Origin of the sequence: Mycolicibacterium mageritense, from assembly GCF_010727475.1 — a bacterium.
GTDB lineage: Bacteria > Actinomycetota > Actinomycetes > Mycobacteriales > Mycobacteriaceae > Mycobacterium > Mycobacterium mageritense.
This window is the reverse complement of the sequence record NZ_AP022567.1, coordinates 5,962,227-5,974,774: the sequence shown is the minus strand read 5'-3', so window position 1 is coordinate 5,974,774 and position 12,548 is coordinate 5,962,227. Positions and strand designations below refer to the sequence as shown.

At 67.4% G+C, this 12,548-nt stretch carries 15 protein-coding genes; 10 read left to right on the top strand and 5 right to left on the bottom strand.

Annotated features, from left to right (window positions below; all coding sequences use genetic code 11):
- Entirely contained in the window at positions 1 to 1,344 is a 1,344-nt protein-coding gene (locus G6N67_RS28810; RefSeq protein ID WP_036438468.1) for a sensor histidine kinase, read from the bottom strand.
- Between the two features lie 155 nt (positions 1,345 to 1,499).
- Between G6N67_RS28810 and G6N67_RS28805 the strand changes: the two genes are divergently transcribed.
- The 4 genes from G6N67_RS28805 to G6N67_RS28790 are packed head-to-tail and all read left to right on the top strand — an operon-like array spanning position 1,500 to position 3,837.
- Positions 1,500 to 2,237, top strand: coding sequence for a Clp protease N-terminal domain-containing protein (locus G6N67_RS28805; RefSeq protein ID WP_036437302.1), 738 nt, complete (start codon positions 1,500 to 1,502; stop codon positions 2,235 to 2,237).
- A gap of 24 nt (positions 2,238 to 2,261) precedes the next feature.
- Complete coding sequence (locus G6N67_RS28800) at positions 2,262 to 2,687, top strand: PPOX class F420-dependent oxidoreductase (protein ID WP_036437301.1); 426 nt, start codon at positions 2,262 to 2,264, stop codon at positions 2,685 to 2,687.
- A 47-nt stretch (positions 2,688 to 2,734) separates the two neighbouring features.
- Positions 2,735 to 3,262: a hypothetical protein gene (locus tag G6N67_RS28795; protein ID WP_036437299.1), complete on the top strand. Its 528-nt coding sequence runs from the start codon at positions 2,735 to 2,737 to the stop codon at positions 3,260 to 3,262.
- 5 nt (positions 3,263 to 3,267) lie between these two features.
- Positions 3,268 to 3,837, top strand: coding sequence for a GNAT family N-acetyltransferase (locus G6N67_RS28790; protein WP_051579004.1), 570 nt, complete (start codon positions 3,268 to 3,270; stop codon positions 3,835 to 3,837).
- Position 3,838: 1 nt separating this feature from the next.
- Here G6N67_RS28790 and zapE read toward each other — a convergent pair whose 3' ends face one another.
- Positions 3,839 to 4,888, bottom strand: coding sequence for a cell division protein ZapE (gene zapE / locus G6N67_RS28785; protein ID WP_036437298.1), 1,050 nt, complete (start codon positions 4,886 to 4,888; stop codon positions 3,839 to 3,841).
- 34 nt (positions 4,889 to 4,922) lie between these two features.
- Between zapE and G6N67_RS28780 the strand changes: the two genes are divergently transcribed.
- The 3 genes from G6N67_RS28780 to aftC are packed head-to-tail and all read left to right on the top strand — an operon-like array spanning position 4,923 to position 8,613.
- Positions 4,923 to 5,699: a pyrimidine reductase family protein gene (locus tag G6N67_RS28780; RefSeq protein WP_036437297.1), complete on the top strand. Its 777-nt coding sequence runs from the start codon at positions 4,923 to 4,925 to the stop codon at positions 5,697 to 5,699.
- 22 nt (positions 5,700 to 5,721) lie between these two features.
- Entirely contained in the window at positions 5,722 to 7,299 is a 1,578-nt protein-coding gene (locus G6N67_RS28775) for an alpha/beta hydrolase (protein WP_036437296.1), read from the top strand.
- 21 nt (positions 7,300 to 7,320) lie between these two features.
- Positions 7,321 to 8,613, top strand: coding sequence for an arabinofuranan 3-O-arabinosyltransferase (gene aftC / locus G6N67_RS28770; protein WP_036437295.1), 1,293 nt, complete (start codon positions 7,321 to 7,323; stop codon positions 8,611 to 8,613).
- Here the strand turns inward: aftC and G6N67_RS28765 are convergent.
- The gene (locus tag G6N67_RS28765) at positions 8,605 to 8,760 is read right to left on the bottom strand and encodes a hypothetical protein (protein WP_230023689.1); all 156 of its coding nucleotides are present in this window, start codon (positions 8,758 to 8,760) and stop codon (positions 8,605 to 8,607) included. The genes aftC and G6N67_RS28765 overlap by 9 nt on opposite strands.
- Positions 8,761 to 8,816: 56 nt before the next feature.
- Here G6N67_RS28765 and G6N67_RS28760 point away from each other — a divergent pair, with 56 nt between their 5' ends.
- The 3 genes from G6N67_RS28760 to msrB are packed head-to-tail and all read left to right on the top strand — an operon-like array spanning position 8,817 to position 10,965.
- Positions 8,817 to 9,563 (top strand): helix-turn-helix transcriptional regulator, encoded by a 747-nt coding sequence (locus G6N67_RS28760; protein WP_051579114.1) that lies wholly within the window; start codon positions 8,817 to 8,819, stop codon positions 9,561 to 9,563.
- Between the two features lie 38 nt (positions 9,564 to 9,601).
- Entirely contained in the window at positions 9,602 to 10,552 is a 951-nt protein-coding gene (locus tag G6N67_RS28755) for a sterol desaturase family protein (RefSeq protein ID WP_179976760.1), read from the top strand.
- On the top strand, positions 10,549 to 10,965 hold the full coding sequence (msrB, locus tag G6N67_RS28750) for a peptide-methionine (R)-S-oxide reductase MsrB (protein ID WP_036437293.1): 417 nt from the start codon (positions 10,549 to 10,551) through the stop codon (positions 10,963 to 10,965). Before G6N67_RS28755 ends, msrB begins: the two co-directional genes overlap by 4 nt.
- A gap of 9 nt (positions 10,966 to 10,974) precedes the next feature.
- Here msrB and G6N67_RS28745 read toward each other — a convergent pair whose 3' ends face one another.
- Together G6N67_RS28745 and hemQ are read right to left on the bottom strand one after the other, a co-directional pair.
- Complete coding sequence (locus tag G6N67_RS28745; protein ID WP_036437291.1) at positions 10,975 to 11,718, bottom strand: class I SAM-dependent methyltransferase; 744 nt, start codon at positions 11,716 to 11,718, stop codon at positions 10,975 to 10,977.
- Positions 11,719 to 11,835: 117 nt separating this feature from the next.
- Positions 11,836 to 12,531: a hydrogen peroxide-dependent heme synthase gene (hemQ, locus tag G6N67_RS28740; protein ID WP_036437289.1), complete on the bottom strand. Its 696-nt coding sequence runs from the start codon at positions 12,529 to 12,531 to the stop codon at positions 11,836 to 11,838.
- Between the last annotated feature and the right edge of the window lie 17 nt (positions 12,532 to 12,548).

Genomic DNA, 12,548 nt, shown 5'->3' with positions numbered 1-12,548 from the left:
TCAGAAGCCGGTCTCGTCCAGGCGGGACCGCATGATCGGCAGCCGCAGCAGCAGCCGGGCGCCGCCCATCGGGCTGGACTCCAATGACGCAGTGCCACCGTGCAATTCGGCTTGTTGGGCGACCAAGGCCAAGCCAAGGCCGGACCCCGAACGCGAGGCCGTCGATCCGCGCGCGAACCGCTCGAACACCTCGGCGCGCTCGGCCTCGGGCACCCCGCTGCCGTTGTCGTCGACGACGATCTCCACGTCATTGGCGGAACTCACCGCGCTGAGCCTGATCTCGGTCGCACCGCCGTGCTTGACGGCGTTGGCGATCGCGTTGTCGATCACGAGCCTCAACCCCGCGGGCATCCCCAGCATGAGCACCGTCGGTGACGGCATGAGAGTTGCCCGCAGCCCCGGATAGGTGTGCAGTGCGTCGTGCGCGGCGCGGTCGAGCAGCTCGGTGACGTCGACGGGCACGAAATCCTCGACCGTGGTGAGCTCGCCCTGCGCCAGGCGTTCCAGCGCGGTCAGCGTGGCCTCGATGCGGCTCTGGGTCCGCATCACGTCGCTGATCACCTCCTGGCGCTGCTCGGCGGTCATGTCGAGCGTGGACAGCACCTCGAGATTGGTGCGCATCGCGGTGAGCGGGGTGCGCAATTCGTGCGAGGCCACCGCGGCGAAATCCCTCGCCGATTCCAGCGCCGCCTTGGTGCGCTCCTGCTCGTCGCCGATGCGGTTGAGCATGCCTTCGACGGCCTCGGCGATCTCGACCGCCTCGCGCACGCCGCGCACCTGCACTTCCTCGGGGTTGGACTGGGCGTTGATGGCCCGCGCCTGCTGCGCCAGCAGCCGGAACGGGTTGATCATGACCAGCGAGATCACCCAGCCCACCACCACGGTGCCGCCGATCACGCCGGCGCAGATCAGCACGACCCGCAGGTGCAGTTCGTCGATGTGGCGCTGGGTCTCGGCCAGCGGCGCGCCGAGGGCGATGGTGGCCGGGCCCGCCGTGAAGGTCCGCACCCGGTACTCGACACCGTCGATCGTCGTGTTGTCGTAGCCGTTTTCCAGGGCAGGCAACACCACGTCACTAGGTACCGACACCGTGACACCGCCGATGCGGGCCGTGCGCACGAGCCCGCCGTTGTCGGGCAGCGACCTGTCGGCATCGGCCTGCCTGGTGTTGTTGAGCAGCGTGCTGACATCGCCCAGGCTGCTCAGCGAGTCGAGCCTGCGGTCGAGCTGGCTGTACTGGTCATGGGTCACGCCGATCCACACCCACGTGCCCAGCGTCAGCACGAGGATCACCACCGACAGCGCGGCCACGATGACGATCGTGCGCAGCGAAAGCACGCGCATCACGGGCCGGAGCACCGGCCGGAGCAGCTGGATCACGCGCTCTTCGAAGTTCATCGGCGATTATCTTGCCTGATCGCCGCCACACCCAATGCCGCCACACCCAATGCGTCAACCAAAGGTTGACGATCGAGAATCGTCAACCTAGAGTTGACGGCATGACCGAACCCGCACAGATCACCACGCCAATCCGGCTCGACGACCTCATCAGCGCGATCAAGAAGGTGCACTCCGAGCCACTCGAACAACTCACCGACGCCGTGATCGCCGCCGACGCCCTCGGCGAGATCTCCGATCACCTCATCGGGCATTTCGTCGATCAGGCCCGCCGGTCGGGCGCGTCGTGGACCGACATCGGCAAGTGCATGGGCGTCACCAAGCAGGCCGCGCAGAAACGCTTCGTGCCCAAGGTGCCCGATTTCGACCCGTCGGCGCTCGACCCCAACGCCGGGTTCGGCCGTTTCACGCCCCGCGCCCGCAACGTCGTGGTGGTCGCGCAGAACACCGCCCACGCCGCAGGCAACAACGAGATCACACCCGAACACCTGCTGCTCGCGCTGTTCTCCGAACCCGACGGTTTGGCTGCCAAGCTCCTCGCGGCCCAGGGCATCGACGCCGAAACCGTGCGCAAGGCCGTGACGCTGCCCCCGGCCGCAGGCGAAGTACCCGCCCTCATCCCCTTCAACAGCGGCGCCAAGAAGGCCCTCGAATTGACCTTCCGGCAGGCACTTCGGCTGGGCCACAACTACATCGGCACCGAACACATCCTGCTGGCCCTGTTCGAAGCCGAACCGAGCGACGGCCCGCTGCAGCGGCTCGGCGCAGACCGGGACCGGTTCGAGGCCGATCTCGCCAAAGCGCTCGAACCGTTCATGAAGAAGACCGGGAATGAATAACCCGGCGGCACGGTAGAACCAGACGTGAAACTCAACGATGCCGCGCGCGAACTCATCGGCGCAGGTGCGGACGCCACCCTCGTCACGCTCAACCCGGACGGAAGCCCCCAGGTCACGCTGGTCTGGGTGGCGCTGCAGTCCACTCCGGACGGCGACGAGCTCGTCACGGCGCACCTCGCCGAGCACAAGAAGGTGCGCAACGTCCGTCGCGATCCCCGGGTGGCGCTGACGATCCTCGACCCCGGCCGTGTCGGTCAGGTGATGCGCCCGTACCTGGCGATCACCGGAACCGCGCGCGTCGTCGAGGGCGGCGCGCCCGAACTGCTCAAGGATCTGGCGCAGATCCTGGCAGCTCCGGATGTGCCGTTCCCGCCGCAGGACGCGCCGCCCGGCTGGCTCACCCGCATCCGCATCGACAAGGTCGGCGGCGTCGGGCCGTGGGTGTCCTGACCACGATCCTGCTGTAACACGTTTCAGTCTGTGCGATCATGCCTGGCATGCTTCGCCGGTTTGCGCTCATGCTCTCGGTCCTGGTTGCGGTCGCCGCCTTCGTGGTCCCACCGGCGGCCTCGGCCGAGGGGACGCCGATCGGGCAGATCGGGCAGACGCTGCGGGTCGACTTCAACGGCATCGTCGCCGACGTCACCGTGCACGACGTGCTGGCCAGCGAAGTCCCACCGGGCTGGGGCTGGAACGGCTCGCCGCGCTGGCGCGCGCAGGGCAGCCCGTGGCGCGCCCCCGTGACCGTCACGACGATCTCCGCGCCCAACCCGTACGCGATGGCGTTGGCGTTCACGTTCAGCGGCGTGACCCCGTACGCCGACGCGTACGCGTCCAAGCACACCGACGCACCCAATGCGCTGGAGAACGCGCTGCGCAACGCACCGCCCGGGGCAACCGTCAACGGTGACGTGTACTGGGACGTCTACCGCGCGCTGGTCACCAACGTCGTGTTGCTCAACCCGCAGACCGGCAAGCACCTGGCGCAGTGGAACCTGTGGCAGCCGGGTGCACCGCTACCCTGAGGCGCATGACCGACGAGCGCTTGCGCGAGGAGCCGACGACAACCGTCCAGCTCGCCCGGCCCGCCGACCTACCCGAGCTGGCCGCCGTCGCGGCCGCGACCTTTCCCCTCGCCTGTCCCCAGTCGGCGGCACCGGACAACGTCGCGGCGTTCATCGCCGAGAACCTCTCCGAGCAACGCTTCGGTGAGTACCTGACCGATCCTCGGCGGCTGGTGCTGGTGGCCCGGGACGCCGCCACTCGAATCGCCGGTTATGCCATGCTGATTCACGGTGTACCGGACATCGACGACGTGCAGCGCGCCGTGACGGTGCGCCCCGCGATCGAACTGTCGAAGATCTACGTGCTGCCCGATCAGCACGGCGCGGGCGCGGCGGCCGCGCTGATGAGTGCCGCACTCCAAAAGGCCGACGAACTGGGTTTCCGCGCGGTGTGGCTCGGCGTCAACCAACAAAACCAACGCGCGCAACGCTTTTACCGCAAGCACGGCTTCGTCGTCAACGGCACCAAGACATTTCAGCTCGGCGCCGGAATCGAACACGACTACGTGATGGTCCGGGCAGAAGCCACGCCATAGGTCAGGTCTGCTCGCCGAGCGAGGTTTGGGCGGCCGCGGTCAGGGCCAGCAGCCGCGACGTCGCGCGCAGGTACTTCTTGCGGAACCCACCGGCGAGCATCTCAGCACTGAAGATCGTGTCCAGCTTGGTACCCGAGGCCAGCACCGGGATGCCTGCGTCGTAGAGCCGGTCGGTCAGCGCCACCAACCGCAGCGCGACGCTCTGGTCGTCGATCGGGTGCACGCCCGTGATGAAAACCTCGGTGACACCCTCGATCAGGGCGTGGTAGCGCGACGGATGCATGGTGGCCAGGTGCGCGCACAGTTCGTCGAACCCGTCGAGCGTCGCGCCGCTGACGCCCTCGGCGCGCTGCGCGACCTCCTCGTCGGACAGCGGCTCGGGAGCGGGCGGCAGATCACGGTGCCGGTAATCGGGCCCCTCGATCCGCACCGTGGTGAAGATCTGCGCGAGCGTGTTGATCTCCCGCAGGAAGTCCTGCGCGGCGAACCGGCCCTCGCCGAGTTGTTCGGGCAGCGTGTTGGAGGTCGCCGCGATCGACACGCCGCGCTCGACGAGCGCCGAGAGCAGGCGCGAGATCAGCGTGGTGTTGCCCGGATCGTCGAGCTCGAACTCGTCGATACACACCACGACGTAGTCGGCCAGCAGGTCGATGCACTCGTTGTAACCGAACACCCCGGCCAACTGGGTCAGCTCACCGAACGTCGCGAAGGCGGTCGGATAATCGCTTTCGGAGAGCGTGTAATACGTCGACGCGAGCAGGTGGGTCTTGCCGACGCCGAACCCGCCGTCGAGATACAGCCCCACCCCGGGCAGCACCTCGCGCTTGCCGAACAACTTCTTCTTGCCCGCGCGCCGGGTCGCGGCCTGCTCGCAGAACTGCCGGCACGACTGCACCGCGGCAGCCTGCGACGGCTCGGCCGGATCGGGCCGGTAACTGTCGAAGCTGACGTCGGCAAACGTCGGAGGTGGGATCAACTGGGCAACCAACCGCTCCGGCGTGACCGTGGGATGACGATCGGCGAGATGGGCGACTCCGCTGGACCCGTTCATGCAGGCAGCGTAGCGACGTGCTCAAATTTTCTTTATGCCCGATGACTCCGCTGGGACACAGCTCACAGTGTTGGGACCGGTCGACACCGCCGACGACAGCCGCATGCGCGAGCTCTACGCCTACCCCGAGAACCTGCAGCGCTGCTGGGTCCGCGGCAACATGATCGCGAGCCTCGACGGCGGCGCCACGTCCGACGGCAAGTCCGGCGGGCTGGCCGGACCGGGCGACCGCGCCCTGTTCCACCTCATGCGCGAGGCCGCCGATGTGATCCTGATGGGCGCGGCCACGGTCCGCATCGAGAACTATTCGGGCGCCCAGTTCTCCATCGCGCAACGGCAGGCGCGGCAACGGCGCGGCCAGGCCGAGGTGCCGCCGATCGCCGTGATCACCGCGTCGGCCAACCTCGACCACGACGCCAAGTTCTTCACCCGCACCGAGGTGGCCCCGCTGATCCTGACGTGCACCAACACGGTCGCCGACGCGCGGCACCGGCTGGGCGCCGTCGCAGAGGTGATCGACGCCTCAGGCTCCGACCCGAGCCGGGTCGAGCCCGCGGTTGCGCTGCGAATCCTGGCTGAACGCAAGATGTTTCGGGTTCTCACCGAGGGCGGCCCGCAGCTGCTGAGCACGCTGATCGAAGACAACCTGCTCGATGAGTTGTGCCTTACGGTCGCACCGATGCTCATCGGCGGCGTCGCGCGCCGCATCGCGACCGGACCCGGCCAGGTGCACGCCCAGATGCGGCCGGCGCATCTGCTCACCGACCACGAGGGCTACCTGTACACACGTTACGTTCGCGGCCAGTCGTGACGCTGTCGCTACTGTGGTCTGCATGCGTCGTCAGCCGGTGAGGGCTCTCAGAGCGTGGACTGTCGTGCCTGTGATGTCACTGGCACTCGTCACCGCGTGCGCACCCATCTTCGCCGCAGACCCCAAGTACGCCACCGATTCGGGCGCACGTCCGCAGGGCCAGCCCGAGACCACGTCCGCGGCGCCTGCCGGTCCCCCGCCCATCGAAGCGCCCAAGAACGACCTGTCCTGGTCGGACTGCACGGCACGGCTGTTCGGCGAAGCCTCGGTGACACCCGTGCCGGGCATCACCCTGGACTGCGCGACCTACGACGCCGACCTCGACCCCATCGACGGCGCCAACGGAACACTCAACATCGGCGTGGTGCGGGCCCGGTCCCCGCAGACCCCCGCCGACGCCGGTCCGCTCGTGATGACCACCGGCTCGGACCTGCCGTCGTCGGTACAGCTGCCCGAATGGCTGTCCCGGTCCGGCACCGACATCCTCAAGACACATCCGGTCGTCGCGGTCGACCGCCGCGGCATCGGCCTGTCGGACGCCCTGGACTGCCGCGACATCTACGACCGCCAGGAAATGCTGGAACAAGCGCAGTTCCAGGCCGGCGACGATCCGGTCGCCAATCTCGGCGCCGTCACCATGACCGCCACGACGAGCTGCACCGACACCATCGCGCCCGGCGATTCGGCCTATGACAACGCGCACGCCGCCGAGGATCTCGAGCGCCTGCGCAGCACATGGGACGTCCCCGCGCTGGCACTCCTCGGCGTCGGGAACGGCGCCCAGGTGGCGCTGGCGTACGCCGGTTCGCATCCGAACAAGGTCTCGCGGCTGATCCTCGATTCCCCACTACCCCTGGCGATCGGCGCCGAGGCCGCCGCCGAACAGCGCATCAAGGGTCAGCAGGCCTCGCTGGACGCGTTCGCCGCGCAGTGCATCGCCATCAACTGCCCGCTGGCACCCGACCCGAAGGGAGCCGTCGATTCGCTGCTGTCCGACGCCCGGGCCGGCCGCGGCCCCGGTGGCGCGTCGGTCGCGACGTTGACCAATGCGATCGTCACCGCCCTGGGCTTCCCGCGCGGCGACCGCATCGGCGCGACCAACGACCTGGCGGCCGCGCTCGCCGCAGCCCGGTCCGGCGATGCCACGCCGATCAACACCCTGATCACCCAGGCGGACTCGCTGCGCCAGACCGACGGCCAGTTCGTCAACAGCTGCAGTGACGCGTTGAACCGGCCGACCCCCGACCGGGTCCGCCAGCTCGTGGTGGAGTGGGGCAAGCTCTATCCCCAGTTCGGCGCCGTCGGTGCGCTCGACCTGGTCAAATGCCTCAACTGGCCCAGCGGCAAGGCCCCCGAGGATCCCAAGGATCTCAAGGTTCCGGTGCTGCTGCTCGGCGTGCAGAACGATCCGATCGTGGGCAACGAGGGCACCGGCGCGGTCGCCGCGACCATCATCAACGCCGGCGCGGCCAACCGGCGGGTCATGTGGCAGGGCATCGGCCACGGCGCCAGCATCTACACGCCGTGCGCGTTGCCGCCCATGACCTCCTACATCGACAGCGGCAAGCCGCCGGAGACCGACACGTTCTGTCCTGCCTGACGCGGTGCCACAGTCGCGTCGGTGTACGGTTCGCTGGTGGCGGCAGCAGGATCCCTCAGTAGTGCTCTCATGAACGCATTCCGTCCACGCACCTCTGCGCCCAGCACCGCCACGGTGCTGCGGTCGGTGCTGTGGCCGGTCGCGATCTTGTCGGTCATTCACCGCAGCTACGTACTGGCCACCAACGGCTACATCACCGACGACTTCGGGCCGGTGTACCGCGCGGTCATCAACTTCAAGCTCGGCCTCGACATCTACAACGAGCACTTCGACTACGTCGACCCGCACTACCTGTACTCGCCGGGCGGCACCCTGCTGCTCGCGCCGTTCGGCTACCTGCCGGTCGACGCGTCGCGGTACTGGTTCATCTTCTTCAACACCGTCGCGATCATCCTGGCGGCCTATTTCCTGGTACGGCTGTTCAAGTTCTCGTTCGCCTCGGTGGCCATGCCCGCGTTGCTGCTGGCGATGTTCTGCACCGAATCGGTGACCAACACCCTGGTGTTCACCAACATCAACGGCTGCATCCTGCTGTGCGGTGTGCTGTTCTTCCGGTGGGCCCTGGCCGGCGGTGCCCGCAACGAACTGCTCGCAGGCGTGGCGATCGGCCTGACGCTGGTGATCAAACCGTCACTGGCGCCGCTGTTGCTGCTGCCGCTGCTCAACCGGCAGTACTACACGTTCATCACCGCCTTCGGCGTGCCGCTGGCGTTCAACGGGGTCGGCTGGTTCCTGGTCGCCGACCCGATGGGCTTCATCCGCAACACCGTGCCCTACATCTTCTCCACGCGGGACTACTTCAACAGCTCGATCCTGGGCAACGGCATCTACTACGGCCTGCCGATGTGGCTGATCCTGTTGCTGCGCATCGTGTTCCTGGCGTTGGCCGTCGCCAGCCTGTGGCTGCTGTACCGGTACTACCGGGTGCGCGACCCGCTGTTCTGGATGCTGACGTCGTCGGGCGTGCTGCTGATCGCGTCGTTCCTGGTGCTGTCGCTCGGCCAGGGTTACTACTCGATGATGCTGTTCCCGTTTCTGATGACGGTGGTGCTGCCCAACTCGGTGATCCGCAACTGGCCGGCCTGGTTGGCGATCTACGGGTTCATGACCATGGACCGCTGGCTGCTCGGGCACTGGCCCACCACGGGGCGGTTCCTGGAGTACATGAAGATCACCTACGGTTGGTCGCTCATGCTCGTGGTGGTGTTCTGCGTGCTGTACTTCCGCTATCTCGAGGCCAAGTCCGAGGACCGGCTCGCCGACGGCATCGATCCGGTGTGGCTGAGCCGCCCACGCGAAACCGCGTCAGCGTGAGCTGAACTGCATGACCTGGCCGGCCAGCCGGGTCCGGGTCTGCACCGCCAGTCCGTACTGCCTGCACACATCGACGAGTTCGTCGGGATCGATCAGCCGGAACGGGGATCGGTCGAGCCGGTGGACCGCGCGCTCGATCTGGGACATCGCCGGTCGGCGGCGAGCCCGGCTTGTACAGATCGGTCGTATGAGAGGTTGTGCGGGTGACCGAGAATCGCAGCGCCCCGTGGTCGGGCGCACTGGCGGTCGTCGCAGGCGCACTGTGTTACACCGGCACGCTGTCCGACGCACAACCACATCACCACGTGGCCACCCAGGCGGTGCGGGCATGGACCGGTTCGTTCGAACTGACCGACGCGCGCGGGCGCCGCGCCGTCACGTCGGCCGCGATCATCCCGTCGGGACATGACCATGCCATCCGCATCCTCGCCCCCACCACGGGTGTGCTGATCTTTCTCGACCCGAGCGCGTTCAGCAGAACCGGGGCCGGCAGCGACGACGTCGCCGACTGGGTGGCGGCAGGCGACGAACTGCCCTGCTGGACAACCCCGCTGCCGCCTGCCCGGCTGCTCGACGAGCTGTTGGCGGCACCACCGGCCGGATACACCCGGCCGACTGCGGACACGTGGCACCCGAGCGTGCTCGCGGCCGTCGAACTGATCCCCTACGTACTGCCCGCCCCGGTCCGCCTCACCGACATCGCCGAGCGCGTGGCACTGTCCCCGAGCCGGCTCGGGCGGCTGTTCAACGAACAAGTGGGGCAGTCGTTCCCGACGTATGTGCGGTGGGCCCGACTGCGCTGTGCGGTGGAAGCCGTGCGGGACGGCGCGTCCCTCACCGATGCCGCCCACGCGGCGGGGTTCACCGACAGCGCACACGCCAACCGCGTCTGCCACGAGATGTTCGGCCTTTCTCCGAGTGCCGCGAGCCGAGACCTGGTGTGGGCGTAGCGAGGTACCCGGGAAAGACGATCGATCCGTACAAGTGCATGCGCACCACCGTGCGCGACGGTATTGCGGTGACTATCGCAATACGAAACGCCGTCCGTTACGGCTACATACCGTTCATGCTGCTCGGGATCAACGGTCTGGCCGCGTATCTGGCAGCCCACGGCGCCTCGAAACTATGGCTGGTGGTACTCATCGCAATCGCCGTCGGCTGTTCGTTCGCCGCCGAACGGGTGTTGCCCTACCGGACCGACTGGAACACCCCACTGGACGATGCCGGACGCGACACCGCCCATGCACTCGTCAATGAAACCCTCGTGCTTTCGAGTGTGGCGGTCATCCCGCTGCTCGCCGCGGTGACGCCGTTTCCGAGTTGGTGGCCTGAATCCCTGCCGTTCGTGATCCAGCTGTTGATCGCAGTATTGGTAGCTGATTTCGGCATCACCACCATCCATTTGGCCAGCCACAAGGTCGGCTGGCTCTGGCGCCTGCATGCCGTTCACCACAGCGTCCGCCGGTTCTACGGCTTCAACGGCCTCATGAAGCATCCGCTACACCAGACCATCGAGATGGCCGGCGGCGTGCTGCCGCTGATCGTTCTCGGCATACCGGTCGAGGTGGCTGCGGCGCTGTCGGTCTGCGTCGCGGTCCAGCTGCTGTTGCAGCACGCCAACGTCGACTATCACGTCGGCCCGCTGCGATCGGTGCTTGCGCTCAACGAAGGCCACCGTTTCCACCACCTCAAGTGGGCCGGCATCGGCGACGTGAACTTCGGGCTGTTCACCCTGATCTGGGACCACCTGTATCGCACCTACTCGTATGACCCGCGACGCAGGTTCAGCAGCGACGACCTGGGAATGGCGGCCAAACCGCACTATCCCACCGGCTACCTGGACCAACTGGCCGAGCCGTTCCGGGCCCGTGGCGGATGCAACCTTGCCGGGATCAAGCCTGGCGCCCACCGTGCGCCGGCACGTAATTTGGAGACATGACGACCGACGGTCCCAAGCTGCAACTGACCGATGACCAGTGGCGCGAGAAGCTGACCCCCGAGGAATTCGCGGTACTGCGGCGGGCCGGCACCGAACGGCCCTTCACCGGTGAGTACACCGACACCAAGACCGAAGGCGTGTACGAGTGCCGGGCCTGCGGCGCCGAATTGTTCCGCAGCACCGAGAAGTTCGAATCACACTGCGGCTGGCCGTCCTTCTTCGACCCGGCCAACTCCGACGCGGTGATCCTGCGGTCCGACAACTCGCTGGGCATGCGCCGCGTCGAGGTGCTGTGCGCCAACTGCCACAGCCACCTGGGCCACGTGTTCGAAGGTGAGGGCTACCCCACCCCAACCGACCAGCGGTACTGCATCAACTCCATATCGCTGAAGCTGGTGCCCAAGACCGCCTGATGCCGGGCGTCAGTCGACACGGGTGGCGTGCACCTCCCAGAACGGCATGTGCACCCGGCCGTCGACCAGCCACGGTTCGATCACGCGCAGCCGCTCGAGCAGCGGACCCATGTCCTCGGCCATGTCGGGGTTGCGCGCGGCCATCATCTCGAACACCTCGACACTGATGTTGCCCTGGTAGGTGGTCGTGCCGAGATAGGTGATCTCCCACCCGGCGTCGGGAAGCACCTGGCGGAAGTCGTCGGCGCTGAGCGATCGCGGCATCTTGAACCCGTTGACGTTGTGCGCGCCGAACTCGTACATGTACAGCCGCGCACCGGGTTTGGTCGCGCGGTGCAGGGCCCGTACGTACGACTTCTGCAGCTCGGGCTCATCAGTGAAGACGTGGTAGAACGCGGTGTCGACCACGGTGTCGAACCGGTCCTCCAGCCCGTCCAGCCTGGTCGCGTCGGCCACCTGGAAGTCGACCGTCACTCCGGCCTTCCGCGCATTCTGCGTCGCACGTTCGATGGCTGCGGGCGATGCGTCGATCCCGGTGGCCGACAACCCTTTTGACGCGTAGTGGATGGCATGGTGGCCGGGTCCGGTGCCGGGGTCGAGGACTTCGCCCTTGACGGCGCCGAGCGCGACGAGCTGCTGCACGACGGGTTGCGGGCCACCGATGTCCCACGGTGTGGCGGCAGGCAATCCGTGTGCCGTCCGCTCGTCGCGGTACATCTCTTCGAAGCGATCGGATTCTTGCGGAGCAGTCATGTCCGCGAGGGTAGACCCGCTAACTAAATTCCCTGGTCAACCCCATGCCGAGCAGACGTGTAGGTACCCCAAAACGCGCGATTCGGGGTACCTGCACGTCTGCTCGGGGGGAAAGCGCTACGGCAGCTTGGCGACGAGGTTCTCGATGCTGACGCGCGGACCGGTGAAGAACGGGGTCTCCTCACGGGTGTGCCTGCGCGCGTCGGTCGCGCGCAGGTCGCGCATGAGGTCGACGATGCGGTGCAGCTCGGGCGCCTCGAACGCGAGGATCCACTCGTAGTCGCCGAGCGCGAACGCCGGCACGGTGTTGGCCCGCACATCCTTGTACCCGCGCGCGGCCATGCCGTGCTCGGAGAGCATGCGGCGGCGCTCCTCGTCGGGCAGCAGGTACCACTCGTACGACCGGACGAACGGGTAGACACAGATGTAGTTGCCGGGCTCCTCACCGGCCAGGAACGCCGGGATGTGGCTCTTGTTGAACTCCGCGGGCCGGTGCAGCGCCACGCTGCTCCACACCGGGTCGCTCGCCCGGCCCAGCGCGGTGGTGCGCCGGAAGTCGGAGTACGTGGCCTGCAGTGCCTCGATGGTCTCGGCGTGCGTCCAGATCATGAAGTCGGCGTCGGCACGCAGGCCCGCGACGTCGTAGAGACCGCGGACCACGACTCCGCGCTCCTCCTGCTGCTTGAGGAACGTCGCGGCCTCGTCGATCACGTCGGCGCGCTCGTCCCCCAGTTCGCCGGGGCTCACCGAGAACACCGAGAACATCAGGTAGCGGATGGTGGAGTTGAGTGCGTCGAAGTCGAGCTTGGCCATGCGCCTATCGTGCCACC

Bases quoted from the DNA above. Each gene is read 5' to 3' on its own strand.
- G6N67_RS28810 (WP_036438468.1), bottom strand. From the start codon at position 1,344: ATGCGCGTGCTTTCGCTGCGCACGATCGTCATCGTGGCCGCGCTGTCG.
- G6N67_RS28805 (WP_036437302.1), top strand. From the start codon at position 1,500: ATGACCGAACCCGCACAGATCACCACGCCAATCCGGCTCGACGACCTC.
- G6N67_RS28795 (WP_036437299.1), top strand. From the start codon at position 2,735: ATGCTTCGCCGGTTTGCGCTCATGCTCTCGGTCCTGGTTGCGGTCGCC.
- G6N67_RS28790 (WP_051579004.1), top strand. From the start codon at position 3,268: ATGACCGACGAGCGCTTGCGCGAGGAGCCGACGACAACCGTCCAGCTC.
- zapE (WP_036437298.1), bottom strand. From the start codon at position 4,888: ATGAACGGGTCCAGCGGAGTCGCCCATCTCGCCGATCGTCATCCCACG.
- G6N67_RS28780 (WP_036437297.1), top strand. From the start codon at position 4,923: ATGCCCGATGACTCCGCTGGGACACAGCTCACAGTGTTGGGACCGGTC.
- G6N67_RS28775 (WP_036437296.1), top strand. From the start codon at position 5,722: ATGCGTCGTCAGCCGGTGAGGGCTCTCAGAGCGTGGACTGTCGTGCCT.
- G6N67_RS28765 (WP_230023689.1), bottom strand. From the start codon at position 8,760: ATGTCCCAGATCGAGCGCGCGGTCCACCGGCTCGACCGATCCCCGTTC.
- G6N67_RS28755 (WP_179976760.1), top strand. From the start codon at position 9,602: ATGCGCACCACCGTGCGCGACGGTATTGCGGTGACTATCGCAATACGA.
- msrB (WP_036437293.1), top strand. From the start codon at position 10,549: ATGACGACCGACGGTCCCAAGCTGCAACTGACCGATGACCAGTGGCGC.
- G6N67_RS28745 (WP_036437291.1), bottom strand. From the start codon at position 11,718: ATGACTGCTCCGCAAGAATCCGATCGCTTCGAAGAGATGTACCGCGAC.
- hemQ (WP_036437289.1), bottom strand. From the start codon at position 12,531: ATGGCCAAGCTCGACTTCGACGCACTCAACTCCACCATCCGCTACCTG.